Raw genomic sequence first — 25,924 nt, 5'->3', positions numbered from 1 at the left:
GCAACCCCATTACGAAATCACGTCAGAAAGGAAACCACCCCAGGGAAGCGGGTTGTCAGCACCGAACCGGGCTTCACAACTCGAAAGACGGTATCCGCAGCGATCCTGCGCGGGATCGTCAACGGCGTTATCTTTCGCGTCAAAGTAGGTCGTACCGTTCCACCCGCAATCCGCGCCCTTGTACGTCCATTGGCACGCGCCAACGATCTGACGCGCGGGAATCTGCTGTCCGCCGAAGTCGAGCGGAGAAGCCAGGTTAAAGGAAATGAAGTTTCCGGTTTGTTCCTGGCTCTTTTGCTCTACGCGCCAAATCTCCAAAGGCAATTCGGCGGTAGGGTCTGCCGTTGCGTTCCCGTCTGGGAAGTTGGCCGCATCGAGATACTTCTTTAACGTGCGACGGCGGCGCACGGTCGCGCCTGCCAGGTCATCGAGCACGATACAAAGCGCTGAAATCGTGCCGTTGATATCGGCAACGCTCAGGGACGGGGTAGGCTGCGAAGCGTCAGAAGTCCGCTTAAACCCCGTCGCCTGGATAGGCCAGGCTTTGTATTCGTTACCCTGCCAATAGATCGACGGGTTTTGCAAGTGCCCATGAAACCGCAGCACGTCCCCGCCGATGTTGGCTGCGTCTAGCTCGAATAATTCGATTAGTGATCCTACAGATAGCTGCTGAATGTCACCTGTAATCGCCATAAGATACCCCCTTTGGCGAAAAGATTTTTGTTAGAAATACAGACCTACAGCCGCGCGCGATTACGGTAGTTCGTAAATCGTTAGCTTCGTCAACGTCGAACCCGCATTAGTAGCGAACTGATCGCCTGTGTCTTGCCACGCTGCAAAGGTGTAAGAAACGCCCGCCGTCAGGTTGAAAACTCCTGCCAGATGCAACATGCGAGTCTGAGGGTCTGTGATGTACGTCCAGACCTGCGAAGCGCCATTCATGATCGAAATTTGTGCGTATCCGGTCGTAATCACGCCAGACAGCGTACAAAGGAAGTCAATCGAATATGGCCCCGTTCGCTTGGGCGTGAAAGAACCCGCAGAAGCGTTCCACGCTCCTGATCCTCTTCGATCTACCGTTGTAGTAAAGCCGGTAACGTTCGTAATCGTGCTAGTTGGAATTTGCACGGCGGCAGAGATATACGCCTGGATAAATTCGTTATCAGCTACCTTTACCGCATTCGCGACATATGAAAGCGTAGCTTCTTGCGAATACATCGAAGCGGAAGTGTTTTCCTCAACTTTGATATGGCGGAATCGCAATGTATTTGCTGGGGCATTCGGGCTATTCACCGCACCCATGAAACACCGCCAATATGCCGTATCGGCGGGAGCGGTCGCCGTCGCGAATCCGAACGTCCAGTCGTTACCCGCGTCCAGCGTATAGAACACGTTTGAAATGACGTTCTGGTTTGAATCTAGGAAGTCAATACCGATCCGGCCCGAACCTGCCGTCATTCCTGTCGTATAGATTTCGCCGGAGATTGTGAGAACGGTATTAGGCAGGATAACTACAACATCATGTTCGTCATATGTCCCGTCCGCCGTGATAGCAGCCGGGTTATAGAACAATGAACCTTCGCCAGCCCCACCTGTAACGCCGGACCAATTGCCATTGTTCCACGTCAGATTACCCAGTTCGCCGGAGCCATTAACTAGAACATTTAGCGCGTTGCGTCCTAGAATTTTGCCGGTAGAACGGACGGAACCGCCTACAAATACCGTAGACAAACCGTCATCAGTCTGTGAGCCAAAGGACGTTCGGCCAGTCGAATAAACGCGGGCCGCAACCCTATTACCCGCCGTAAATACCAGGTCCCCGTCCGCTGCCGCAGACCCAACGATGGTATCCCCTTCCGACTGGAAATAACCGCTGCCGCTGTCTGCCGAAAGCCAGGAAGTTACCGTGCCGTCTGCGCCTGCGTATATCGTGCCGTAGGAACGAGTATCCCCGCCGATCTGTAGGGAGTGCGTCGCGTCAGCCGTGGTAATGTCCTTATTGATCGTTACGACACCCGCAGAATTAGCACCCCACGCGTTCAAAAAGTTAGAACCGAAGTCATCGTATGAATGCTGGAGCGTGATGTAACCGTCATTCGTGCCGTTGATCGTGCTGGCGAGTCTCCAACCGTTTAGGTTCGATTCGTTGGCCGCGCGCATGCGGATTTCGCTATAGTCGGCGCGCTGGACAATCTGTCCGCCAACCTGTAGAAGCGCGTTATCTTCGTTATCTGATACCCCGACCAATAGACGACCATCAGCGGAGATACGCACGCGCTCGATTGCATCGGTACGGAAGACAAGCGAACCCGCGCCAGTCGTGGCCGATCCATAAAATCCCACAGTCGGCCCGTTCGCGTTGCCAAAACCGATCAAACCAGAATCAGTCGTATTCTGCGAATTGAAGACATAGTTTCCGGCGCGCACTGATCCGTTAATCTGCAACGCCGTGCCGCCGTCATCGGCTGTCGAGTTGACCGTTACGCGGCCTGCAATGTTGGTCGTGCCGGTATCGTTGACAAGCGAAAGCGTATTTCCTACATAGGTTCCGTCAACGTATCGCCCGACATTCCAGGAAAGATTAGTCCCGTAAGATTTCGTTTCCCACAGCCGCACGCCGTTGTTTCGATATTCGACGGCGCTACCCGTGGTTGCGGCGATATCGTCAAGGATAAGTACCGGCGCGTTACGGCTTACGATTGCATCCCCTTCCACCGTCAGATTCGCGCCCACCGTAGCCGCGCCGTCTGAAGTCAGCGTACCGACGATTTCCACGTCAGCAGCCGTCAGCTTTCCGGTTAGTTTCGTAGCAGCACTGACGGAGAGATTGCCGCCAACGGACAAATCCGCGCCTACGCTCTCACTTTCGGATGCAGGACGGCTGCGCACCAGGACATTCCATGCGCCCGCGCCGTCTGTATCGAACAAAACGGAATCGCCTGGTGCGAGCGTGGTAAGCGCCAGGGTATCGCTTCCCGCTGGCGCGAGCGTAACCGCTACAGTGCCCACGTTGCGAAGCTGGATTACTGCGTCCGCGCCCGCGTCAGCAGAAGGCGGGAAACCTACCGTATCGGTTGCCGCAAAGTCGAGATTGACGCGCTTTCCGACATGATCCGCAACCGTCAGAGATTGCGCGGCGGAAATCAGCGTTGCAGAAGCTACGGCGATTTGCGCGGCAAGCGCAGCAGTATTTGAATTGAGCTTTGTAAAACCTGTGCGAACTGTATCGCCTTGCGTGCCGTCTGTAGCAGCGCCTAGATTAACCTGTTGTAGTGCTGTCATCTTGACCCGGATCGAATGTTTGTTGGAAGGTCGCGGTCATCGTGTACCAATCGCCGTCTTTGGTAGGCTCTGCCCACGTTTCGCAATAAAACAGCGCGGGGTCATCCCACAATGGCGGAGTCCAGTAAAACGAATCCGCGCCGGCTGCTGCGATAAGAAACGCGCGGATTGCGCGCGTATCCGTTTCGTTCGCGATGAATTGCAGGCTGAATTGCGAAGAAATGTTGTTGATTCCGTCCGCTGCGCGCTGTTGGTATCCATCACCAAATTGCGCGCTGCGGACTTTCGCCGTTGCCGTCCCCGAAAAATTGGCAACAGTCGGAACCCATGTGAAAGTCGAAGCCACGGTTAAACGCTCCTATTTGTTAGCTGCCACGCGTAACCGCCCTGCCCCTTAAACTTCTGTGCCGTGCGTTGGTCAATCAGCTTTGTAATTGCCTGGGTCAACCACGGCGCATCGGACGGATCAATTCCGCCGTTGCCGCTGTTGACGACTACGGAAACATTTGCCCCGCTGCTTTGTGTAGGTGCGCTGACGCTCGCAATCGAACTACTGTTGACCGCACCACCGGACGCGAACTTCGCAGCCGAATTAATCGAGTTACCCGCGTTCAATGCATTCAGCAAAGGAATGCCCAGGCGGCGCACGGCTTCGGCTGTCATGACGAATTCGCCGTTTGACAGCTTCGCGAGAATCGAATCTGACGTTCCCGTACCCGGCCCTGTAATCGAACCGCCGCCCGCGTGGCCTACCGTTCCGAATCCGCCGGTAATGTTGGTTAGGTTGTCGAGCGAATCGCCTGGCAACGCATTAGCGACCGTCGTAGCGGCCCCGGTATTCGCGGAGAAGAAACCACCGATTGCGCCTATTGCAGCCGTTGCAAAGCCTAGAATCGCTTTCTCAATCGCGATCTTTTCCAGGTCGGCGATTACAGATTTCGTGAAGTCGGAGAAGTTGAGTTTTCCGGTCTGCACGAAATTCAGCAGCGCCGATTGCATGCCGTTCGTTACGTCATTGAACAAAGACGAAACCTGTTGGACGTTGTTTGAAACGGTAGTCGCATAATTCGCCCACCCTTCCGTTAGGCCATTCATCCAGGATGAATTCGCCTTGTCCATGTCTTTGTAATGCTGCGCGAGCGCATCCATTGCCACCTGTTGCGATTTCTGGATATCCGCTGACGCGTTTTTATAAACGTCTGAATTCCGGTTATCCGGCGAAGTCGCTTTATTCAGGGAGTCTTGCTGTTGCTGGAATTTCGCGGCAATCTGTTGCTGTGCTTGCAAACGCTGCTGCGCTTCTGTTCCCAGGCCAATCGCCTGTACCTGTTCCTGGTACTGTTGCGTTTGGTTTGCCAGATACGAACTAATATTCAGTTCGATCTGCGCGGCGCGATTCTTCAGCGTGTTTAGACGTTCCTGCGCCTGGTTCTGGGCTTCAAGCGAAGCATTCGCCTGTAGCTGGGTCTGTACCGCCTGCTGATTCAGGAGAAGCGACTTTTCCGCATTGGTGAGGGGCTTTCCGTCATCGCGTTTCTTCAGAATGTCGGAAATCTCTTGCTGGAACTTCGCGAGTGCTTGCGCATCCTTGCCCAGCTTTTCGCCGGTCACCGATTGCGTTTGCAGTTCGGCGCTTTGCTGCTGAAGCGCTGCATATTCCTGGCGCGCTGCTTCCAGTCGGTTATCGCCCGCGCTGGTGGTCACCGCACGCGATTTCGAGCCGTTGCCGTCAGTGCCGAAGTTGATCGTCTTCGTTGGCGTCGCCTTCTGCGGCCCCAGCGTGTAATCTGTGTTGGAGAACAGTTTGGACATGAAGGCTACATAGTCTTGCCCTTCCTGCTTTACGTTCCCGAACGCCTTCTTCGCATCGTCAGCAGCCGCGCCCCAATGCAGCCCCACCACATCATTAGCGACGATTACCAGGCCCTTAATCGTGCTCAGTACCTGGAGAATGCCCGTTGCGACCGTGGCCGCTACGGCTGCGACGCCTTCCAGGCCAATCGCCAGACCCTTGTAAAGCGTGGTTTGAATCGTGGTGTTATTGCTGCTCGAAGCCATCGCGTTCGATAGATTCGTCAGCGCCGGGACAAGGTTCGATTCCGCTTCCTTGTGTACCCCTTCCATGCGCGCCTGTGACTCCTGGTGCGCTCGATTCATCGCGTCAATGGATTTCAGCGTCTTGTCATCGAGCACGCCGCCATACGTCACCGCGTCAGCGCTCAATTGCTGAATCTTCGAACTACCCTGATCGAGTAGCGGAATCAGTTGCTTTCCGGCGTTGCCGAATAGCTCCTGCGCAAGCGCCGCTTTGCTCGCGCTGTCGCGCGTGTTTTCGAACGCGTCAGCAGTGCGCGCCAATAGGTCTTCTGGCGAAGCCGTCTTCAGGTCATTTAGCGAAACGCCAACCGCCTTAAACGCTGCGATAGCGTTCTGGTTGCCGTGCAATGCGTCGTTCTGTACCTTGTTAAGATTCTCGAACGCTGCGCCCGCATCCTTCGCAGATACGCCCACGTTTGCCGCAGCGAACGCGAATTGCTGGATAGCTTCCGACGATTGGCCGGTAATCGACTGGATAGACGCGATGTTTTCCGCGTACTCGGACAGGTCTTTATTCGCTTCATAGATCGCGTAACCCGCCGCGCCAATGACTGCGACAAAACCCAGCACGACTGCGCCCAGGGGAGTCATTGCGAGTTTTACCAGGTCAACACTTTCAGCGAGCACCAGGAACGAACCCGGAATCTTAGAGAAGTTGCCGGATATCGCTTCATGACCCATTACGATCAATTCGCTGGTAACGCCTTGCATACCGCCATGCGCGCCGCTCGCGGCTTTCCCGCTTGCCGCCATCGCAGCGTTAGCTTTGGAAATGTTGTCGATATACTTTTGCGCCGAATCGCTGACGCCAAGCTGTGCGGCGCGCAATTCCAGAAGCTGTGTTGTAGTCAGTCCCGCCGTGGCCGATTGCTGGACAAGCGAGTCCATAAATCTCTGTACCTGGCGCTGACTGCGGACGCTTGAATTACCGGTATTGGTTACCGCTTCATCAAACGCCCGTTGCGCTGCTGCCGCTTTCTGTGAGGAAAGGTCAACAGCAACGCCAAACCGGTCAAACGAATTTTGCGCTTTCTGGAGAGCCGTATAAACGCCGTCCGCGTTGACCGATACGTTATAAACTGTGTTTTGACTCGCCATTACAGCCCCGCATCTTTCAATGATTGCGCCAGGGACGCATTAATGGCGTCTGCTTGCGCTTGTTTTGTTGCGTCGATAGCTGGGCGGAAGAATGGGCGTGCTCGCTGTTTGCTCGTGCCGTATTCGTAGAAGCGGAGATAAAAAGCATCCTTATCCCAACCGCACAAATATGTAGCGATCTTTCCTTCAACGGACATTTCCGAATTGAAGGCAACGAACATATTTTCTTTACCGAACCCAATCGGAAACTTCTTAGCGCCCTGGTGGTGCGCTCGCGGCCCTACAGGTGCGCGCGCTTCCGCTTCCTTGAGAACGACTGAAGCGGCACTTGCTGCCGCTTTGCGGATCGCTGATTCGCTTGTCGCCTGGTCCAGCTTCGCGAGTAGATCGGCAAACCCCGCCTTATTTTGTACTTCGATTTTTAGCGGCATTGCTTTTCCCAAATAGTTTTGCTCGAAGCAGATTCGTTTGTGCTTTCGGGTTAAATTCGCCCGCTGAATCAATTTCGATAGCTGGCTTTTCGTTCTGGGATTTCATCCAGAAGAAAGCGTCATCCGGCCCGTATGGGCGCGGTCGCTTCTTGCTGTCACGATTGACGTTTAGGATGGTTGCCGCCGTCATTCCGGCGCGTAACTCTTCGAATTCGCTTCCCCACCGTCTAATGCGGTGGTGCGCGATCCATTCGGCAAATTCGGCGCTGTCGATTTCCTGCTGACAGCGCCTAACCGACATGCCTAGTTCTTTTGCGAGATCGAACCAGAAGAGTCTTTCGGGGCGGCTTCGGAGTTTTTTTCCGCTTCTTCCACGTCGCTAACAGTCAGTTTGTTGACGCGGATCGCGACATCGAGCACGCGCGAAATAACGTCTACATTCTTGTTAGCGAGCGCTGCGATATCGTCTTCCCCGAAAAGCGGCGCGCCCGCTTCGTCAATCAGAGTGAGAGCCAGAAGCAAAGCGCCGAATTGAACCGTGGAAAGCTTCCCGGCTGCGGCCTGAACCTTTTCCCGGCCTGCACCGCTCAAGACGGCAACCCGAACTTCCCCGCCCCATTCTTGAACGTTGATTACTTCGGACTCCCGATCTTGTGCGGCAAGGATTTGATCGCGTGTAAGCATCTAATTAGCTCCCCGTACCCGTATCGGCTTCTACAGGCGTCACCGCGCCGGTAATCGTCAGTCCGATAGTTGCCGTAAGAACCGCGTCAACACCGCCCGCCGCGTTGAACGACTTGCAATAGGCTTCGAAGCCGTCCGCCGTGCCATCCGGGTATTGAAGTTTGCAGTCAACCACCGCCGAACTCTTTTGCGCTGCGAGAAGCGCAGCCTGGCCGGGATCGTCCACGTTTCGATGCACGTCGAGCGACATGGAACCGAAGTCAATCAGACCCAGGCGCTTTTCCTTCGCAACAGAATCCAGATTCGTTACGTCGATTTCCGTTGCCGTGCCATCGAAACCGGTAAAGGAAATGACGTTCGCAACCGGAGTCCAAATAGGCGCGCTCGCGCCTTCGTCCGCAGTATTTACGAAAAACTTCGAACCCTGCGCGCTAATAGCCGTGCTAGTCATATTTTTTATTCCGTGTAGTAAATGGAAACGTCTTGCCGACGCCCATAAAGATTTGTGTCGTCTTCGAATTCGCTTTGGGGTCCGCCGATTGGGAACCCGCCCGCTTCGATTAGCGCGACTCGCGCCGCCTGCATTGCTGATACGGTTTCGCCTTTGTCGGCGGACCAGATAGCGATTTGCATACGGCAGTTCTGAAGCGTGTTTGCACCTGATAGCGTGGTGAAATCCACGCCACTGACGGCCTGATAGACCGCGTAAGGCGGCTTTGCGCCGTTTGGTGCATCGTCTGGGTACACCGGCATAGAAAGGACGCCTTTAAGCGCCTGCACAGTGATTTGTTCTGCGTTCATTACTGCACCTCAAGACATACAAGGTCCGTAAAGACGCGCCCCGCGTGATCCGGCATGACTGCCTGAATCTGGAAAACAAAATTGGGAAATTGAGGGAAGGAAAGACGCATTCCGGGTTCAATATCTGTGCGATATCGAATCCGAATCGAAGAATGGATTTCGGAGTCTTGCGCGTCCGAAAGGATCGTTTGCAGACCGCTTTTGTTGGCGATATTCGCCCAGCAAGTCGCAACTTCCGTCCACGTTTGAAGCTGCTGCCCGTAGTCGTCCTGTTCGGTTGACTGCTGCGTGATTACCACGCGTCGATTTAGCATTCCGGCAAGCATCAAACCCCCGGAATGATTCGAAACGGACGCAACAGCGTGCGAGCGTTGAACGGCATTTCGATTACTTTCGATTGGCCGCTGTCTTCACGATTCGCGTACTGTTCGGCGCACAGCTTCAGGATTGCCGCAACGATTGCGCCGTTGACGACCATAGGGTTGTCATCGGTCGTGATCGTGCCCGCCGTGATATCCGCGTCTAGCGCGTCCTGCGTCTCGTATACAGGTCGATTCAGGTATGCAACGGCGGAGTCTTCCGCAGCCGATAGAAGCGCCTGGATTACGTCGTCTTCGATTCCTGCGTCTTGCCGAACAAATGAGAGTGCTAGACTCAATTCGACAAGTGCCATACTCAACCGCCCTTCTTCGTCTTCGCTGGCGCGGGCGTGTCTGAATCCAAAGCGTCCGCCGAATATTTCGGCGTTCGAGCAACCGCACCAACGGCGCGCGCTGCTGATTCCAGTTCGGCAGGGACTACTTCCCCAACCGCGAACCAACGCGGGTAAATTTCCCCGCGCGGAACCCCGCGAAACTTTTTAATGAGTGTTGCCATACCGGCCCCCATGTGAAAACGGGGAATCCAAAGATTCCACGCATTTAGGATCGCTAATCAACTAATCCGGCGTTGTTGCCGGATTGGTCGTTTCGCTTAGGCCGAAGCTGCCGCCACAGTGAGCGCCTTCATGGTTTCTGGATTCAGAAGACCACCGCCAACGCGCTTCGTAACGTAGTAGCTGACATACGGCTTTGCCGTGTACGGATCGCGGAGAACGCGAACGCCCACGCGGTCGTTAATCAGGTACGTTTGCGCGAAGTCACCGAACAGCACCGGCACCGCACCGGCTGCAACGTCTGGCATATCCGGCAATTCCGTAAGCGAGTAACCCGCAAGCGTGGCCGGTTGCCCTGCCGTTACTGCCGGTTGCCACAGGTATTGACCATAGGAATCCTTCAGCTTGCGAATCACGCCCATCGTGTTTCGATTCATGGCGAAACGCGCGTTACCCGTAAAGACGGTCGGAAGCGCGTAAATCAGGTCATAAATCGAATCCGCCGTGATCGTTGCAGCGTCGCCGCTGTTGACGGTTTCGATTGCGCCGAACGGATGCACCGCCGCGTTAGTCGCGCCAGTAACGTAGGTCAACAGGCCGGTAGGCTGATTCGTGCCCGTACCTGCAAGGAAGGCTTTACCTTCTTGCAAAGCGAATTCGGTCTGGACTTCAGCAGCAAGCCACGATTCCAGGTCGATAAACGAATCGTCAAGCATTTGTTGCGTAGCTGCCGGGTTCGCGTACAGTTCGCCGGTTGCATACGTCAGAGACTTGAACGTTGCTGTATTCGTTTGCGGACGGTCTGCGGCTTCACCAACCCAGCCGCTGTCTGTGCCGCGAAGGTTGAACAGCTTCGAATAGCTGCCGCGCGAAGTTTGCTCAACACGGCAAATCTGGCGCATTGGCGATACGAGAATCAGCTTATCCGTAAGGGTGCGGTCCCATTCGGTAGGCGCAAGATATCCGCCCTGCTCGTCAGCGCCCTTATTGAGCGATGCGGAAACGTCGCCGCGCTTCATGTGCATCTTGAAGGCTTCGGTATATTCCTTGTCTGCGAGTTGCTTTCCGCCGACCATCTGCGAACCGGCCATCTGAACGGCCATCTTGTCGATTGCAGATTGCATCTTGTCGATATCGGCGCTGATCGTTTCGACCTTCGCTTTCGTGTCGCTCGATTCGCGGCCCTTTGCCTGGACTTCGGCAAGCGCCTTATCGTTCGCATCCTTGAATTGAGCGAAGGCATTTTGAACGCCTTCGATCATTTGCTTTACGTCCACTTCAGCGCGCACGCACTGGATACCACGCGGAACGAACGAATGCACAGGGTCGAGCGCTGCGAGAAATTGCTTAATGAGATTCATATTTAACCTTGTAGGGTATTCAAAAGAGATTGCAGACTGGCTGCGATTTCACTGCTTCCGTTATCAGCGCTCGGCGTGATAACTGTTTGCGTTTCGTCTTCCGCAGCGCCCGGCATGCTTCCTTCGAACAACGCCTTTAGCGTCTCGCGGCGCGTTTTCCGGCTGTAACCGGCGCGCGCCATTGACGCTTCAATCGTTGCCAATGCCTTTCGAGCACTGGCGTTTGTTGACTTGATTTGGGAACTGTTGAGCATCCCCGTTGCGAAACCCTTTGCAACGGCTGCTTCAGCGCCTAGCCAGGTTTCTTTGTCCATCATTGCCGCAGCCTGTGCGGTCGTGATTCCGGCGCGATCTGCGTACAGACTCGCCATTGCGTTATCGAACGGTTCGAGCGTTTGCGCTGCCGCCTGCATGTCGTGGCGGTTGCCGATTGCGACACTCCACGCGTTATGGATCATTAGGAATGACCCTTCGCCCATGTTGATTTCGTCACCGGCCATCGCGATAACGGAAGCTGCACTGGCCGCAATGCCCATGACGTTGACCGTCACCGCGCCTTTGTGCGCCGTCAGCAGATTCAGGATTGCGACGCCTTCGAAGAAGTCGCCGCCTGGCGAATTGAGATTGACGGTTAGCGGCTGATTCGCGCCAACCGTTCGCAAAATCCCCGATACTCGCGCTGCCGTCCAACCGTTCCCGTCGTAGCTGTCACCGATTTCGCCATACATGGAAATCGTTGCGGGATCGTCTGTCGCTGCGGCCTGGATACCGGGGTCCCACTTGTCGAGCGCATCCGGTCGAATCTCGTATTGCGCCGTATTAAGGCGATGGTCAGCCTTGATTTGCGGGATTTGTCTTAGGCTCATTTGTATTTGTCCCCTCGTTTCCTGCTGTACTCGCGCCACTTGTGGGCGCGTTGTCTGTCGCTGGTGCGGCTGCGTTCGGCAACTTGTCCGCTGTCTCGTCATCGAGCGCGGGCAAGTCCTGGCATGCTCGAACCTCGTTAGGCGTCATCCAGGGAGCGCCGCCGCCTTGCCCCAATGCGGTAGCAAAGAATTTCGATTGATCGGCCAATGTGCCGCGAAGAAGCGCGCTTTCATCGAAGCGGAATTCAACCTTGCCGGTCTGCGCGTCCGTCAAAAGAACGCGGTTTAGCGCTTCCTCGAACGTCTTCAGCCAGGGAGCCAATCCGTATTGCAGGAAGAACAGCCCCAGCGTTTCGATACCTGCACCCCATGACGTATCGGACATCATCAAAAGCGGTCGCGGAATGCCGAACAGGCGCGCCACTTCCTCGATTTGGTGGTTTCGGTTTTCGATCTGCTGCGAACTCTGGGCGGTCATCGCAAACTGTTTCGCCTGCGCGCCTTCTTCGAGCACCATCCAGGAACCGGCGTTATCAGCGCCCGCGTAGTCGTCCTGCAATGACGCTTTCATGCGCGTATAGGCGTTGTCGGACAGTTCTTTCGGCACCTCGATTGCGCCACCGGCCATCACGCCAGTGCGGAACAGTCGATCCGTCGAGTTTTCCGCCTGTTCTGCCAGGTCGAGCGTGCGACGCCCCAAGCGAAGACGCGAAATCCCGTGGATACTGTCCAGCGACGTGTCGCGGATATGCAAAATGTCGCTTGCTGGAAGGTTTAGGCTTTCACCGAACGGGGTTACGTGCTCATAGACAAGCGAGTAATCCGGCATTAGGTAAGGACGCGTTGACCACCGACGAAGCGGAACGATTGCGATAGGTTTGTTATTGATCGGGCTTCGAATGACGCGCGCATATCCGTTGCCGTCTAGCAGCGCATGAATCATTACTTGCGCCTTGAATTCGCTAGGCGTTTGCCAGTCGTTCGGCTTCAGATTCAGAAGCTTGTGCGCCGGATTGTTCGCCTGGATCGCTTTCGTTTCGTCACATGCAATCAGATTGACCGGAAGCATGGAAATCGAATCCGCAATCAGCTTCACACAGCGAAAAAGCGCCGTGTTATGCAACCGCCATTCGCCAATAATGTCGCCGCCGTCGATTTCGCTACGGCGGATATATTCGAGAAAGGCCGGATCGTTCAAACCCGTAAAGGTCTGGCTTTCGCCTTGTAGTGCCGCGCGAATACGCGGTTCGCTTTGTGGCGCTGCCGGTTTTCCCGTTAGGACTGCTACCGGTTCTGAACGCTTAAAGCGCGAAAAAATACCCATGTGGTCCCCTAGATTCTTCTGATACCGCGCGTTTCGTACACGCTGCGGCCTTGCGCTGGTGGATTCAGCGCCATAAGCGCGACTGCATCGAAGACCGCCATTAGTGGGTCGATCTTTCCGACGCCTGACGCCTGTTTCGTGACGTTGATCGCGTTGGCGGTCGCGACAATCCGCGCGTTACCGACTGCCCAAGCCATAAGGCGGGTTCCGGCGTGCGTCATCACGCCTTCAGCTTCACCGTTGCCGGTCGCTGCGGCTGCAATGCGTCTTTCCGCCGTCTTGATAGCGCCGCCAAGCTTCCAACCCTGGGAAATACCGATAACCTTGTCAGCCGGGATTCCGGCTTCTTCGAGTGCATCGAGCAACGTCCCGATACCCGCAGGGTCCGCGCCTACCTTGTCGAGCAATCCAGCATCGAAAATCCGCTTCACCACTTGGGCGACTTCGGAAACGTCTTCCCCGATCTGGCGAACCACGGTTAAATCACCGTCGCGCTCGAAATCGCGTAGTACCGATACAATCGCCTTGCGTCTTTCGAAGACGGACGGATGCGCCCAGGCGTGCGAATGCACTAGCCAGTTACGCGTCCCCTTCTCACGCCCGATTACGGCGAGTCCTAGCAAGTCATCCAGGCCCCCGCCGTCGATTCCAACGGTTATGACCTCGCTTCGCCGGATCAACTCATCGAGCGTCAGCCCCTTTTCCGTTCCGGCTGCTTCCCAGAATTCAGCGCCCGCCCAGCGATCCGAACGAAGCGCCAATCCGATTTCTAGGTTTGCGTGTTTCGCCATGAATCCGCGAAAGGATTCTTCGCCAGACTCGCGCGCTTTCTGGAATTCGCGTTCTAGGAATGCTTGATCGACGGAATATCCGAAATTCGGATTAACCAACCGCAGGTTTTCTACCTGCATGTGCTCGCCACGTTCCACCATGTCCGGCGGAAATTCGTAAATGACCGGAACGAATCCAGGATCAATTACTTTCCCGTCTCGAACGTCTCGCGCATATCTTAATTTCTGCTCGAAAACGCCCGCAGGCGGATCGTCTGATTGCGTTGTTAGGTAGATCGTGAAGCCTTCAGGACGCGATGCAAGACCGCCTGTCGCTTCGCGAAGCATGTCTTCTGCGTTCGCCTGTTTCCCGAACAGCCACAATTCATCAATCAGCGTGCCAATCGACTTTTTGCCGGATACCGTCTTCGGATCGGCTGCGATTACCTTCAGTCGCGCGCTTTGCGGTAGGTGCGTGATCTGCTTAATGTTCGGCTGCACATGGAACATTGCGCCAAGCTCGGAATCCGTCCGAATCATGTCCCGGCAAGGTGCGAAACTATTGTTCGCAACTTCCACGGTCGGCGCGATAATCGCGAATTCGCCGGAAGCGCGCCAGTTGAGCACTAGCGCTGTCATCATGATTCCGGCTGCGAGCGTGGATTTGCTGTTCTTCTTTGGGATACAGACAAACCACTCTTTAATTAATCGCCTGCCTGACTCTGGGTCATATGATCCGAAGATCGAGCGCACCAAATCGAAGACCCATTCCGCCGATGACTCGCCAAATGTTGGCGAACCCGGCGCGTCAACGATTCGCAATTCCTTGAAAATCTGGACTGCCCTTTCTGCGACTTCTGGAAAGATCGGCGGCGGGATAATTGAATCCCCGCGCTTCAATCGTTCGGACCAATCCGGCATGGCTGTTGACCATACCGGTTCCGTCATACAGGCTTGCCCCCGTTACTCGCCAGGCGTGGCGGCGGAAGGCTACCGAATCGCTGTGCGGCGGCTTCGGCTTCTTGCTGTTTTGTTTCTCGCTTCGTTTTGTCGCCTGGTACGGCGTGCGTATACTTCACGGCTGCGGTTGCCGCTCTTACCTGGATAGGCGTTGCGTCAACTTTGCCCAAGGCGATATCCTGCAAAAGTTGCAGCATGTCGCGTTCGCTGATTTCGACCGGCACCGGAGCGGCTTTGCGCGGTCTGCCGCTTCCGGGTCGAGCGCCGCCACTGTTCGGGCGTGCGCCGCCGCTGCGGCCTTTTACGCCACTCATAAGCGGCCCTCCATTTGCTGATTATTTTTGAAATCGGACTTTCTATCGCGCGTGCGGGATCGGTCGGTCTGCCTAATTTTTAGGCACGAACTTTTGACCGGGGGCATGCAGAAACACACCCCGGAGTCAAGAAATATTTTTATTTTCTTTTCGTCACTTCATATTTACTGCATTCGCGCAAGTTTTTTTACATCTTTTTTTGATGCGCCTATCGCTGCCTATTGGCTCGCTCGATAGCTGCCTTGTCACGGTCGTGATGCGTCTTGCACAACGTCTGTACGTTGCCTGGATCAAGGCGCAATGAGTCATTGCCGCGATGCGGCACAATGTGGTCACCGATGTTGCCTATTGGCTCAGTGATTCCACTCTCTGCACAAGCAATGATTACGTCTTGTGGCGTCATATCGAGCATGCCCAGACTGGCAAGACACATGACACAATGAGGATGTTTCGCTAGGTGCGCTGCTCGAAGCTTGCGCCAAGCACTGTCGTAACCTCGCGCGTGCGCGCTAGTCTTGTGGGTGCGCCACGATCCAGGCTCGGCAATGGCGGTGCGTGGTTTGATCGTGGATAGCCTGGGTTTGAGTGTCGGCAGTCTTGCCATTGCGTTTCACACCATAAATATTTCGCGCGCCTTTCTTCCGTCACACTGAATCGGGGGTTTCAATGGGTGGGATTACGTTTGTCCCTGGCACTTTGGCCGATGGACTACATGAAACAATCGGCTACAAAGCGGGTTTAGCCGTTTCCGTACCAGACCTGTGCGACCTGCTGACGGGAACCGAATATCCTGACGTGCTGCGAGATAGCGAAACGGAATACGTTCGCCTGCGGTCGGAAGAATTTCAAGACCTCTACTATCACGCGCTATATAAGGTCGGCTATTCGAAAGAACTGTTCAACGGCGACCGGCTGGGCATGTATGTACACAAAAAGTACGCAGGCCATGAAACGGAGCTTACCGGCGTCACCAAGTTAATGACTGAATGGCAACGCCAGTCGCTGAAAGACTTCGAAAGTGGCGCAGTGAAGTCGATGGACCCCACGTCTTTTTTCGAAAACGCACTTGTGCAATTTGGCGAAATTGGACTAAGGATTGCGTTTGATCGCATCGAAGCGATGGCGCTAGGCCAGGATTTAGACCCGTTATTTGGCAACCGTCGCCGCTGCGAATGGCTTGACCGTTTGGACCTTGCCGAATTGAAGAAGCGTTGCGACCAAGCGCCTAAACATGGCGCATTCTTCGATCAACGCTTCATCAACTTTCTTGCCAACAATGGCGAGAAAATTAGCGAAATGCACTGGCGACGTTTTGAGCAAATGTCCGCCGAATTTTTCCATCGCGCGGGCTTCAAAGTCGATATTGGCACGGGCGGGAACGATGACGGCGTTGACATTCGAGCATGGGCGGAAGGCGAAGACACTGCCGAAGCGCCCACCATCATTGTTCAGTGCAAGCGCCAAAAGGAGAAAATCGACAAAGTGACAGTCAAAGGTTTAGCCACCGATATCGACTATAACGGCGCGGATTATGGCGTACTGATAACGTCCACAGAATTCAGCGTCGGCGCGCGCGAAGTCGTGGAAGTGCGCGGATATCCGATTCAGGAAGTCAATGCTGGAAAGGTGGTTGAATGGCTCGGACTTCTCAGAGAAGCCGGAAGCGGCATTGTTCGCGTATAACAGTCACACGTTGCGCGCGCATAGCAAAAAGCCCGCGAATATGACTACTCAAGCGGGCTTAAGGTTCGGAACGGTTGACGACGTTCGCGAAGCGTGATATTTAGATTAGACAAATCTTTTACTACAATAGTTCAGTTTTGTCAATCAATAAAGTGTAACTCTTTATTTCGTAAAGTTCCCCTTCTGCGTGCCGATATGTCAGAGAGTGACTGACGAGGAATCAGCATGCGTTCAAAGGAAAAGGACATGACCTGGTATGTAGGCTTGCTGGAAAAGGGTTTGTCGCTCGCTGGCGACTTCCTGGGATATCTGCGTGAGAAGGAATCGAATAGCTTTGCACTCGCGAGCGAAACGAATTCGAAGCTTGCGCACGCAATTGATGACGTTGCACAGAAGCTTGATTCGGTCGTGTCGAGCATTACAGACAAGATTGAACGCGATCAACTCGAATTCCTGACTACGCAAGCGAAGTCTGTACATTTCGCGCTGGAATTCGAAAACGAAGGCATGATGGGACAGACCGTCACCCGCCTTATGGAATTGATCGGATACGCGAAAAACCGCATCGCTGAAGGCAAGGCCGAATGGCTCGGCCCCTGGCTCGTGGCCGAATCAATCCGCCTTATTGCATTGCGCCGCCTGGCTGCATCCGAAAAGGCGCTGGCACTGGTCGAGCGCGAATCCAGTGTTTTCCGCGCTGCGCTTATGGATCATTGCGGACGTTCGATTGTGGCGCGCGGTAATGTGCCCTGGGTCAAGATTGGGGAATTCGTCCAAGGCGCAAACGAAGACGTTATGCCGCTGATCGCGCAAACCTTGCACGTCGAAGAAGACGAAGAAGACGCGCGCGAAGACGCGATTGAAGCAGGCTCATTCGGTCACGCTTTGGCGATTTCCAAGTCAATTGTGGCACCCAGCGCAGGACCTTCCGCCGCCGTGAAGCCTGCATTGAATCCTGCCGCCGCGTGGCCGTTCCCCACCGGTAGCCGTCCCAGCAAGTAAACCAAAATGAAAAAAACCCGGCGAGTTGCCGGGTTTTTTTATTCGACCAAACGAAGATGGTTCGATCCTTCAGCCGGTTCCGGCTTCAGGGGATCGGGCAAATCCGCTTCGTTCCGATACTTGATAAGAATCGCGGTTCGCTGGTTGTGGTCACCCTTGAAAATCACGTCCGGGTTTAGACGCCAAATCGTGCGGCGCACTTCATTGATGACGTTCGCGGCTGCGAGCGAGTGCATAAGGCGTTGAACCGTCTTCAAGCTGGTTTTCGTCGCGTCCGCGATTTCCTTCTGGGTCGCAATGATCCGGTTTTGACTGTCGGCATTCGAAAGCAACCACATAAGGACTTGCATCTTCGAGTTGCCCACTTCGTCCACCAGGGAAAGGATTTCATGCAGCCAAATCTTATGAAATCCAACGTCCCCCGCCGTCTTCAGCACGACTTGCGCGTCCAGGATTTCGCCCGTTTCCACGTTCGCGAAACGTTGCTGACCTTGAAATTTCGTGCTCACTTGCTCCCCCAGAAGTAACTTAGGGCCGGAGCATAGCACAATGCGCAAGGATCGTTGCGCACTTTGTGGTCTGTAAAATGGCGCACTTCAAGGTCTGAAAACGGCACATTAGGCGGACAATCTTGTCCAGTTCGCGATAGCGTGGTATTCGCGCGCAGGAAATCGCCTATTTGCCTATGTTTTGAGCACGAATCAGCCAATTTTGACCGCTTCGCCGGTCGTTTTTGTCCTGTCGCTCTATACCTGGCGGGCGTTTGCGGGCGTTCCCTTCTTGCTCTGCATGTACGCCTGCGCGTTTAGCACAGCAAGAAGAAAAGCGTCAAGGGTTTTGACGTTGACGTGTTTATCAACGCAAGGCAAGCGAAGCGCGTCAGCCCGAAGGGAATGTTCGTGAGGGGACCTGTGCGCAAGCTGGGGTAACTCAGCGAGTTATCCCGGTTTGTGCATGGGGACGCGGGAATTACCAACGCGCCAAACGAACCGGACAAAACTGTCTGCGTAGTGGTCAATTCTCCTGGCCGCTTTGGTAGTCAGTTTTGACCGGTTGCGGGTTTCAATCACACCAAGCGAAGCGCGGAGCGAATTACCGAAAGAAACGCGGGGTCCCGTGGGCGCAATCTCGATTGCGAACATGGGCGCGGGATCGACCAACGGTTTTCGCTTTAATTGCTCGAACGGGATATTCTCCCCGTTGTCAATTACCCATTCTCGACGGCGATTTTACAGACTACAAAGAAATAGCGCAGTGAGGATTTTTTTATTAAGCTCGCTTTCATCTTATTTCCTCACTCCCGCAATGACCGAACAAATGCAACTCGCGCTTAAAGTGCTGGATATCTTCAAAGCGCGCCACCCTCGCCCGTCGCATGTAACGATTAAACAGGCGGCTGAAATGCTGAATCTCAGTCCGCCCACGGTTTCGAAGATGGTCCATTGCGGAACGTTCAAACTGAACCGATGCGGTCGTATTCCGATTGAACAGGTAGACGCGGCCCTTACTACTTATTGAGGCGCTTTGCGATATCGGCGGACGATTCGCGGTAATAGTGATCGTTCAATGTCTGAAGGTTTTTAATCCCGCTGATTCGGGAAAGCGTGAAAACGTCAACCTTCTTTGAAAGACGCGTCAATGCTTCCCCCCGGCTATCGTGGAAATGCAAATCCTCGATAAGCAATGCGGTCTTCGCTTTACGGAACAGCGTATCCATTGAATCAGCCGAAACGCTGAAGCAGGCTTCGCGATCCGCAACCGGACGCAAAAGCCGGATTGCCGCCTTCGAAAGCGGAATCTCGCGCGGCTTCTTCGTCTGGTATTGCATCTTGTGCGCCACCTTCGCAACGCGCGTTTCCATATTCAGGGTCGATTTCCCCAATCCCCGCAATTCCTTTGCGCGCATGCCAGTGCGCAATGCGACCAACCAAGCAAGCGCCACTTCCGCGCTTTTCGTCTTCGGCGCTTCGCCGGTCACATATCCCAGCCATCGAACGATTGGGCGAATCTCTTTCCACGGATGCGGGCGACGGTCGCGCGCCGGGTTGTCGCCTGGTTTCTGAAGATCGGTAATCGGACTTGCGCCGATCCACTTCCATTCTGTGCGCGCGATCTTGTACATATTGCTGTACAGACTCAATTCGCGCATGACGGAACCGGGCGTGATTGCGCGCCACTTCGTGCCATCCGGCGCGACAAAGCCAGCCAGGCGCGTATCGCGCCATTTTCCCCAAACGTCCGTTTCGGATTTCCCCAAAGGCAACGCCGCCATGTCTGGGAAGTCACGGATAAACGCGTTGATCCGGTTTTGTTCCCAGCGCGTGCCGCCCTTCTTTGGCGAAACTTCGTCCCGATATCTCGCGAGCGCTTCGCCCAGCGTATGACTTTCGGATGGGTCTTTCGACTGTTCAGCCTTCAGTTCGGCTTCGCGGGCGTGGCCCCAGGCGGTCGCTTCGCGCTTCGTGCGGAAGTTTGACTTCGAGTCGCGAACGCCTTTGACTGCTACAGCGCAGCGGAAACCGTCTTTGTACGGCGATACATAGGGCATGCGTGGGGAATCCCGTGGGGAAGTTTTGGGGATTCCATTCTACTTTTTTGCACTTTGGGGAGCAAACCAGCACCGTACCGATACCGCAAAGGTCTGTATAAATGCTTGTTTTTACTGCGTTTTTCTCTTCAAGCGTAAAACAGAAAAAACGTTGTGGTGCGTGAGGCCGGACTCGAACCGGCACACCCTTGCGGGCGTCAGGACCTAAACCTGGTGCGTCTACCAATTTCGCCACTCACGCGAATCTTTCTGACCGGCAACTGCGCTGCGAACCGGTGAAACGAGTCGCGTGCAATACAGCCCGATACAGCTTCCTGCGCCCCGCTTGTGCACCCCGATGGGGCGCCGTCAAAGCGCAAGCGCGAGATTCTAACCGATTGCTCCACGCTTGTCTGCATCTCGAAAGCGCCGGAACCCGAAAGCCGCGCCGGTGCTAGAATCGCCGCGCTTCCCCACGCCCCAGAACCCCGTGAATTTCGACGAATACTGCCTGCAAAAGGCGGCCCCGCCAGGATCGAGCACTTACTACGCGCTGCGCCAGGCGAGCGCCGCGCAGCAACCGCTGCTCGCCGCCTTCTTCGCGCTGCGCCGCGAACTCGAGGAAACCGCCAAGGAAACCAGCGACCCGACCGTCGGGCGCACCAAGCTTGCCTGGTGGCAGAAGGAACTGGCTGCGCTCGCGGCAGGCAACGCTTCGCATCCGGTCACCAAGGCGATCGCGCACCACACCGGCGACGCGGCGAAGCTCTATGCGCTGCTGCAACAGTTGCTGGCCGGCTTCGAGATGGATTTCGAGCAGGCCCGCTATCTCGATCTGCCGAATCTGCGCCGCTATATGGACGGCGTGGGCGGCACGTTCGCGACGCTGGTGGCGCAGGTTGCGGCGGGCAGCGATGCAGAACGCGCGGCGATCGCGCAATGGGCCACGCCGCTGGGCAATGCGCTGATGCTCGCGCAGTTCGTGCCGGAGATCGGCAACGATGCGCGCCACGGCCGCATCTATATTCCGATCGACGAACTGCAGCGCTACAACGTCACCGCCGCCGATCTCATCAACCGCCGCTACAGCGCGGAATTCACCGAACTCATGCAGTTCCAGACTGCGCGCGCGCGCGAAGCGGTGAACGCCGCTCTGGCCGCGATGCCCGCGAGCGAGCGCCGCCGTCAGCGGCCGTTGCGTGCGCTCGCGGCACTCGAACTGGCCTTGCTCGACGAAGTGGAACGCGAGCAGTTTCAGGTGCTGCATCAGCAGATCGTCCTCACGCCGATCCGCAAGCTCTGGATCGCGTGGCGCGCTGCGCGACGCGGCTAGATACGCGCCAGCCGCACACGAAACGCGCACACGAAACGTATTAGACGCGCAGCAGCGGCAAGGGCTCGAAACGCTGTTGCAGGACGGCTTGCGCGTCCAGCCCCCACCAGTCTCCCAGCACCGTCGCGTAGATCTGCCGGAAATCGACGGCGACCGGCAAATTGCCGTTGCCGTCGAGGCGCGCAAGCTGGGGCGCCGCGCCGTACAGACCGCCCGTCACACGCCCGCCCGCCACAAAATGCGCCGACGCCGTGCCGTGATCGGTGCCGCGACTCTGGTTCTCGCGCACGCGCCGCCCGAACTCCGCATACGTGACGATCATCGTGCGATCCCAACGCCCCATTTCGACGAGCGCCGAGCGCATCGCCGCCATGCCCGCCGCGAACTGACGCAGCAGATCTGCGTGCCGTTCAGGCTGATTCTGATGCGTGTCGAAGCCGTTGAGCGTGAGGCGGATCGCCGCCACGCCCTGCCCGTTCACGGGCTCGCCCTGCGGCGTGTCGCCGGACGCCAGCGCCTGCATCGCCGTCTTCACCGATGTGCCGAACGCGCCATTCGGAAACGCGGTCTTCAGCGCCAGTTGCCCCGGACGCGGACGCAGTTGATCGGCGGCATGCACGATGTCGTTCTCGACATCGAGAATGTGCGCGAGCGCCGGGTTACGCTCCTTGAGCGAAACCGGCGTCACGAGTCGCGACGCGCGCGCGAACTGCGCCGGATTGACGAGCGCAATGGCACGGGCGCCGTTCGCGAGCGGCCCCATTTCGGCGCTGCCGAGCACGAGTCCATCGGCGGCAAAACCGCTGGGCACAGGCGCCGAGGCAAACGCGCGCGTAAGCCAGCCTTCGCGCAGATACTGGTCGGAACGCGAAGCCGTGTCCCAGATCTCGATCGAGCGGAAATGGGAGAGATTCGGCTGCGCGTAAGACACGCCCTGCACGATCGCGAGTTCGTGTGCGCGCCACATCGGCATCAGTGGGGCGAGCGCGGGATGCAGTGCGCTGTGTTCGTCGAGTTGAATCACATCGCCGCGACGCACGCCGATGGTCGGCCGCAGATTTGCATAGAGCGGGTCGGCGTAAGGCACGACGGTGTTGAGCCCATCGTTGCCGCCCTTGAGTTCGACGAGAATCAGCAGATTCCCGTAACCACTCGCACGCGGCTGCAGCGACGGCACCGACGGCGCAATGCCTTGCGCCCAGGCGGTCTCGGGTAACCATGTCGCACCCGCTGCCGTCATCGCGGCGGCGGCCAGAAAATCGCGTCGCTTCATGCCATGCCTCGTTCAATCGATGCGGCGCGCGCCGCCCGTGTCGTGAATAGTGTGATCATCGCATGCACGCTTATTTGAGCTGGCTTATTTGAGCTGATACACGGGGTCCATCAGGAGTGCCTGGAGATACGCCTCGGCGCTACTGCCTGCTGCAATCGCATCGACAGGCGCAAGCGGCAATACCGCATGCTGCATCTGCAACTGCGCCGAGAGCGACGGCCTGGCATCGGCGGTCAAACCGAAATGACCGAGCCAGCCATCCAGATCGAAACGCATGCCGCCTTGCATCGGCCGCGCGGGCGTCTTCGTTGCGCCGCTTGCCGGCAACGTTGCAGAAGCCTTCGACATCGCAGCATGCGCAGCCGGACGCCCTGCTTCGGTCGCGCGAAACAGTTGCTCGACAAACTGCTTGCGCGCAAGCAGCGTCGAACTGTTGATCCACGCAGCGCCGCCGGGCCAGCCTTTCACATTCGGCGGATAAAACAGGTTCTCGCCGAGCGATGCCGAAGTACGCACGAAAGGCATCGTGTTGGCATACGCGACGTCGAAGCGGCGCACGGTGCCCGCGATGAATTCAACCGGCGAACTCACCAGCACGCCGCGATTGCGTTCGTCCCAGAACGCGGGCGTCACCAGCAGCGCAGCCAGCGCCGCCTTGATGTCGTAGCCGCTCGCGCGAAAACGCGTCGCCACGGTATCGAGTTGCACGGGATCGGGCGTGTCGGCAACGAATTCGCGCCATAGTTTCGCCGATACGAAACGCGCGGTCTGTGGCTCGCCCAGCAGAATGTCGAGCACCGCATCGCCGTCGAACGAACCGGTGTGGCCGAGCACGGTCTTCACACCATCGTCGTGCTGCGGCGCGCGCCAGTCGAAACGTCCGGTATCCGGGTCCACGCCCCAGCCCGTGTAGGCGCGCGCCGCTTCGGAAACGTCCTGCTGCGAGTACTGCCCTTCGCCGAGTGTAAAAAGCTCCATCACCTCGCGCGCGAAGTTTTCGTTGGGCTTGCCCTTGCGATTGCTGGCGCCATCGAGATAGAGCAGCATCGCCGGATCTTTCGCCACGTCATGCAGCATCGCCGAAAAACTGCCGAGCGCGTGACGCCTCAGGAGCGCATTTTGCTGCGCCATCATCTGCGGCTCGGGAACCTTGTCCTGTCCCGATGTGAAATGGTTGTGCCAGAAGAGCGTCATGCGCTCGGTGAGCGGCGATAGCGTCGTGAGGATTTCGTGCATCCACCAGGCGCGCAGGTCGTCGTAATGCTGGCCGCGCGTGCGTTGCTCGTCGCGGCGCTGGTCGGGTGTCAGCGCTTTGCGTTGCTCGCGGGTCAGGAGCGCGTCGCCGGTCCAGCCCGGCAGTGGCGTGAGTGCTTCGGTGCGTCCCGTCGATAACACCTGCGCGACTGCCTGCGCGCGCGTGAGCCCGACGTATGGCGCGATCTCGCCCGGCGCCGGAGCAAAGCCGGTGCGCAGGAGCAGATGCGTGGCGTCGTCGGCGTCCAGCAGATCGGCATCGGATGCTGTTTCGGCGGCCGCGGCGCGGTGAGGCGAGCGGTGAGGCTTCGGCGCGTCTTCTGCCGAGGCACTTCGCGACAACGTGCCAAGCGTGGAAGCGAGCGCGACCAGGCCTGCGGTCGTTTCCGGCAACGCTTCTGGCAAAAACCGCATGAACCGTTTCATGGCACACATGGGATCGAAAGGAGCGCACGAGCCGATCGCGCATCCGTGATGGATGGAGGTATCGACTTAACGGGCCGCACAGCGCACTTGTTGACCGCGCAATTGAAACGGAATTTTTCTCTGCCGCCAGGCGTTAGAGCTGGCTGAAGCGCGCAAGCGCAGCAGGACGGTGCAGCGGGAAGGAAAATAAAGGTAAGGCGGGGAAATGAAACGCGAGAAACGCAAGAAGCGCAAGTGCATCGAACGACACACCGGGGAGCGACGTGGTGTTGGCTCAGCGCTTGTAGAGCTCGCGCACGGCGTCTTCGATGTGCTGGCGCAGAAGGCGGCGCTCATCTGGCGTCATATGACCGTCACGACGACGTTCGTCGAGATCGGGGGGAACGACGGTACGCTGGTTGAGGTCAGAAGCAGGACGTGGCGGCTGATCGTTGCGCACGCGCCGGATCGGCGGCCTGCCCGCGTAGCGGCTGCCCGCATGAGGGCCGTCGGCGAAGGTCTGGGCATGGACAGGCGCCGCTTCCAATGCCACCACGACGCCGCTGGCCAGCGCCAGTGCGATCACGGTATGGCGCATTGTCGGGCCGACCCCTCCCATCGTTTTTTTCCCTTCTTGACGCGGCAAACGGCTACCTCGAATACATGTGGACCCGGCTCTGACACGGGCACTGGTTCGAAAATCGAATGAAGTATCCACCGAATGGCCGCTAAACGTAAAGAAGTCTATCCGTCAGTGCTTGATGCCGTGGCACAGGGCGGGTAAATTTTGTAACTGACTGTAACCCGATAAAGTGTGCGATCTCGCACCGTAACTCAATCGCGCTAAGATGCCAGGCATGGAAACCAAGAACCCGTCCAAAATCCTCGTTGTCGACGACGACCCGCGACTGCGCGACCTGCTGCGCCGCTACCTCGGCGAGCAGGGCTTCAACGTCTACGTCGCAGAAAATGCACCCGCCATGAACAAGCTGTGGGTGCGCGAACGTTTCGACCTGCTGGTGCTCGATCTGATGCTGCCAGGCGAAGACGGTCTGTCGATCTGCCGCCGCCTGCGCGGCAGCAACGACCGCACGCCCATCATCATGCTCACCGCCAAGGGCGAAGATGTGGATCGCATCGTGGGCCTCGAAATGGGCGCCGACGACTACCTTCCGAAGCCCTTCAATCCGCGCGAGCTGGTCGCGCGTATTCATGCCGTGCTGCGCCGCCAGGCGCCGTCCGAGCTGCCGGGCGCACCGTCGGAAACCACCGAGGTGTTCGAGTTCGGCGAATTCGCGCTGAATCTCGCCACCCGCACGCTCACCAAGGCCGGCCAGGAAATTCCGCTCACCACGGGCGAATTCTCGGTGCTCAAGGTGTTCGCGCGTCATCCGCGTCAGCCGCTTTCGCGTGAAAAGCTCATGGAGCTTGCGCGCGGGCGCGAATACGAAGTGTTCGATCGCAGCCTGGACGTGCAGATTTCGCGTCTACGCAAGCTGATCGAGCCGGACCCGGGCAGCCCGCGTTTCATCCAGACGGTCTGGGGCCTCGGCTACGTGTTCATCCCCGACGGCGCCGCCTGATC

At 56.9% G+C, this 25,924-nt stretch carries 26 protein-coding genes and 1 tRNA gene; 5 read left to right on the top strand and 22 right to left on the bottom strand.

The annotated features are described in order from the left end of the window. Positions 1-9 precede the first annotated feature (9 nt). The 16 genes from G3N59_RS05450 to G3N59_RS05375 form a co-directional block, all read right to left on the bottom strand. On the bottom strand, positions 10-693 hold the full coding sequence (locus G3N59_RS05450) for a phage minor tail protein L (RefSeq protein ID WP_205981544.1): 684 nt from the start codon (positions 691-693) through the stop codon (positions 10-12). Positions 694-753: 60 nt separating this feature from the next. Continuing rightward, entirely contained in the window at positions 754-3,282 is a 2,529-nt protein-coding gene (locus tag G3N59_RS05445) for a hypothetical protein (RefSeq protein WP_205981543.1), read from the bottom strand. Continuing rightward, positions 3,260-3,628: a phage tail protein gene (locus tag G3N59_RS05440; RefSeq protein WP_205981542.1), complete on the bottom strand. Its 369-nt coding sequence runs from the start codon at positions 3,626-3,628 to the stop codon at positions 3,260-3,262. Before G3N59_RS05440 ends, G3N59_RS05445 begins: the two co-directional genes overlap by 23 nt. A gap of 2 nt (positions 3,629-3,630) precedes the next feature. After that, positions 3,631-6,477, bottom strand: a complete 2,847-nt coding sequence (locus G3N59_RS05435) for a phage tail tape measure protein (RefSeq protein ID WP_205981541.1) — start codon at positions 6,475-6,477, stop codon at positions 3,631-3,633. Beyond that, positions 6,477-6,908: an HK97-gp10 family putative phage morphogenesis protein gene (locus G3N59_RS05430; RefSeq protein WP_205981540.1), complete on the bottom strand. Its 432-nt coding sequence runs from the start codon at positions 6,906-6,908 to the stop codon at positions 6,477-6,479. Before G3N59_RS05430 ends, G3N59_RS05435 begins: the two co-directional genes overlap by 1 nt. Beyond that, positions 6,880-7,209, bottom strand: coding sequence for a hypothetical protein (locus tag G3N59_RS05425; RefSeq protein ID WP_205981539.1), 330 nt, complete (start codon positions 7,207-7,209; stop codon positions 6,880-6,882). Before G3N59_RS05425 ends, G3N59_RS05430 begins: the two co-directional genes overlap by 29 nt. 2 nt (positions 7,210-7,211) lie before the next feature. Then, the gene (locus G3N59_RS05420) at positions 7,212-7,592 is read right to left on the bottom strand and encodes a hypothetical protein (RefSeq protein WP_205981538.1); all 381 of its coding nucleotides are present in this window, start codon (positions 7,590-7,592) and stop codon (positions 7,212-7,214) included. 4 nt (positions 7,593-7,596) lie between these two features. Beyond that, positions 7,597-8,043 carry a phage tail tube protein gene (locus G3N59_RS05415; RefSeq protein ID WP_205981537.1) on the bottom strand — a complete coding sequence of 149 codons (447 nt, stop codon included), beginning with the start codon at positions 8,041-8,043 and terminating at the stop codon, positions 7,597-7,599. Positions 8,044-8,048: 5 nt separating this feature from the next. Then, a complete protein-coding gene (locus G3N59_RS05410; RefSeq protein ID WP_205981536.1) occupies positions 8,049-8,393 on the bottom strand; it encodes a DUF3168 domain-containing protein in 345 nt (114 codons plus the stop codon). Next, entirely contained in the window at positions 8,393-8,707 is a 315-nt protein-coding gene (locus G3N59_RS05405) for a phage head closure protein (protein ID WP_241023231.1), read from the bottom strand. The genes G3N59_RS05410 and G3N59_RS05405 overlap by 1 nt, the downstream gene beginning before the upstream one ends. An 11-nt stretch (positions 8,708-8,718) precedes the next feature. Continuing rightward, positions 8,719-9,066, bottom strand: coding sequence for a head-tail connector protein (locus G3N59_RS05400; RefSeq protein ID WP_205981534.1), 348 nt, complete (start codon positions 9,064-9,066; stop codon positions 8,719-8,721). Between the two features lie 299 nt (positions 9,067-9,365). After that, complete coding sequence (locus G3N59_RS05395) at positions 9,366-10,628, bottom strand: phage major capsid protein (RefSeq protein WP_205981533.1); 1,263 nt, start codon at positions 10,626-10,628, stop codon at positions 9,366-9,368. 2 nt (positions 10,629-10,630) lie between these two features. Then, entirely contained in the window at positions 10,631-11,494 is an 864-nt protein-coding gene (locus tag G3N59_RS05390) for a head maturation protease, ClpP-related (RefSeq protein ID WP_205981532.1), read from the bottom strand. After that, positions 11,460-12,818, bottom strand: a complete 1,359-nt coding sequence (locus tag G3N59_RS05385) for a phage portal protein (RefSeq protein ID WP_205981531.1) — start codon at positions 12,816-12,818, stop codon at positions 11,460-11,462. Before G3N59_RS05385 ends, G3N59_RS05390 begins: the two co-directional genes overlap by 35 nt. A gap of 8 nt (positions 12,819-12,826) precedes the next feature. Beyond that, positions 12,827-14,536 (bottom strand): terminase large subunit, encoded by a 1,710-nt coding sequence (locus G3N59_RS05380; protein WP_205981530.1) that lies wholly within the window; start codon positions 14,534-14,536, stop codon positions 12,827-12,829. Then, a complete protein-coding gene (locus G3N59_RS05375; protein WP_205981529.1) occupies positions 14,533-14,862 on the bottom strand; it encodes a hypothetical protein in 330 nt (109 codons plus the stop codon). The genes G3N59_RS05380 and G3N59_RS05375 overlap by 4 nt, the downstream gene beginning before the upstream one ends. 666 nt (positions 14,863-15,528) lie before the next feature. Here G3N59_RS05375 and G3N59_RS05370 point away from each other — a divergent pair. Both G3N59_RS05370 and G3N59_RS36905 read left to right on the top strand, forming a co-directional pair. Then, positions 15,529-16,545 carry a restriction endonuclease gene (locus G3N59_RS05370; RefSeq protein WP_205981528.1) on the top strand — a complete coding sequence of 339 codons (1,017 nt, stop codon included), beginning with the start codon at positions 15,529-15,531 and terminating at the stop codon, positions 16,543-16,545. A gap of 246 nt (positions 16,546-16,791) precedes the next feature. Next, on the top strand, positions 16,792-17,547 hold the full coding sequence (locus tag G3N59_RS36905) for a hypothetical protein (RefSeq protein WP_241023209.1): 756 nt from the start codon (positions 16,792-16,794) through the stop codon (positions 17,545-17,547). A gap of 38 nt (positions 17,548-17,585) precedes the next feature. Here the strand turns inward: G3N59_RS36905 and G3N59_RS05360 are convergent, their stop codons facing one another. Continuing rightward, positions 17,586-18,056, bottom strand: coding sequence for a replication/maintenance protein RepL (locus G3N59_RS05360; RefSeq protein ID WP_205981527.1), 471 nt, complete (start codon positions 18,054-18,056; stop codon positions 17,586-17,588). A 607-nt stretch (positions 18,057-18,663) separates the two neighbouring features. Between G3N59_RS05360 and G3N59_RS36900 the strand changes: the two genes are divergently transcribed. Further along, a complete protein-coding gene (locus G3N59_RS36900) occupies positions 18,664-19,065 on the top strand; it encodes a hypothetical protein (protein ID WP_241023207.1) in 402 nt (133 codons plus the stop codon). On the opposite strand, the gene G3N59_RS05350 is transcribed toward G3N59_RS36900, so the two are convergent. Then, positions 19,055-20,095, bottom strand: a complete 1,041-nt coding sequence (locus tag G3N59_RS05350) for a tyrosine-type recombinase/integrase (protein ID WP_205981526.1) — start codon at positions 20,093-20,095, stop codon at positions 19,055-19,057. The genes G3N59_RS36900 and G3N59_RS05350 overlap by 11 nt on opposite strands. 154 nt (positions 20,096-20,249) lie before the next feature. Beyond that, positions 20,250-20,336 (bottom strand) — tRNA-Leu (locus tag G3N59_RS05345). 228 nt (positions 20,337-20,564) lie between these two features. On the opposite strand from G3N59_RS05345, the gene G3N59_RS05340 reads away from it, so the two are divergent. Beyond that, the gene (locus tag G3N59_RS05340; RefSeq protein ID WP_205981889.1) at positions 20,565-21,407 is read left to right on the top strand and encodes a squalene/phytoene synthase family protein; all 843 of its coding nucleotides are present in this window, start codon (positions 20,565-20,567) and stop codon (positions 21,405-21,407) included. A gap of 40 nt (positions 21,408-21,447) precedes the next feature. On the opposite strand, the gene G3N59_RS05335 is transcribed toward G3N59_RS05340, so the two are convergent. From G3N59_RS05335 to G3N59_RS05325, 3 genes are all read right to left on the bottom strand, one after another. Further along, entirely contained in the window at positions 21,448-22,680 is a 1,233-nt protein-coding gene (locus G3N59_RS05335) for a DUF1501 domain-containing protein (RefSeq protein WP_205981525.1), read from the bottom strand. Positions 22,681-22,764: 84 nt separating this feature from the next. Further along, positions 22,765-24,348 (bottom strand): DUF1800 domain-containing protein, encoded by a 1,584-nt coding sequence (locus G3N59_RS05330; protein ID WP_205981524.1) that lies wholly within the window; start codon positions 24,346-24,348, stop codon positions 22,765-22,767. 286 nt (positions 24,349-24,634) lie between these two features. Further along, positions 24,635-24,937 (bottom strand): hypothetical protein, encoded by a 303-nt coding sequence (locus G3N59_RS05325; protein ID WP_205981523.1) that lies wholly within the window; start codon positions 24,935-24,937, stop codon positions 24,635-24,637. Positions 24,938-25,196: 259 nt separating this feature from the next. Here G3N59_RS05325 and ompR point away from each other — a divergent pair, with 259 nt between their 5' ends. Further along, positions 25,197-25,922 carry a two-component system response regulator OmpR gene (gene ompR, locus G3N59_RS05320; protein ID WP_035514479.1) on the top strand — a complete coding sequence of 242 codons (726 nt, stop codon included), beginning with the start codon at positions 25,197-25,199 and terminating at the stop codon, positions 25,920-25,922. Positions 25,923-25,924 lie beyond the last annotated feature (2 nt).

It is taken from the genome of Paraburkholderia sp. Ac-20340 (assembly GCF_017104965.1).
Classification (GTDB): domain Bacteria; phylum Pseudomonadota; class Gammaproteobacteria; order Burkholderiales; family Burkholderiaceae; genus Paraburkholderia.
Note: the sequence above shows the minus strand (reverse complement) of the source record. Positions and strands in the feature narration are given on the sequence as shown.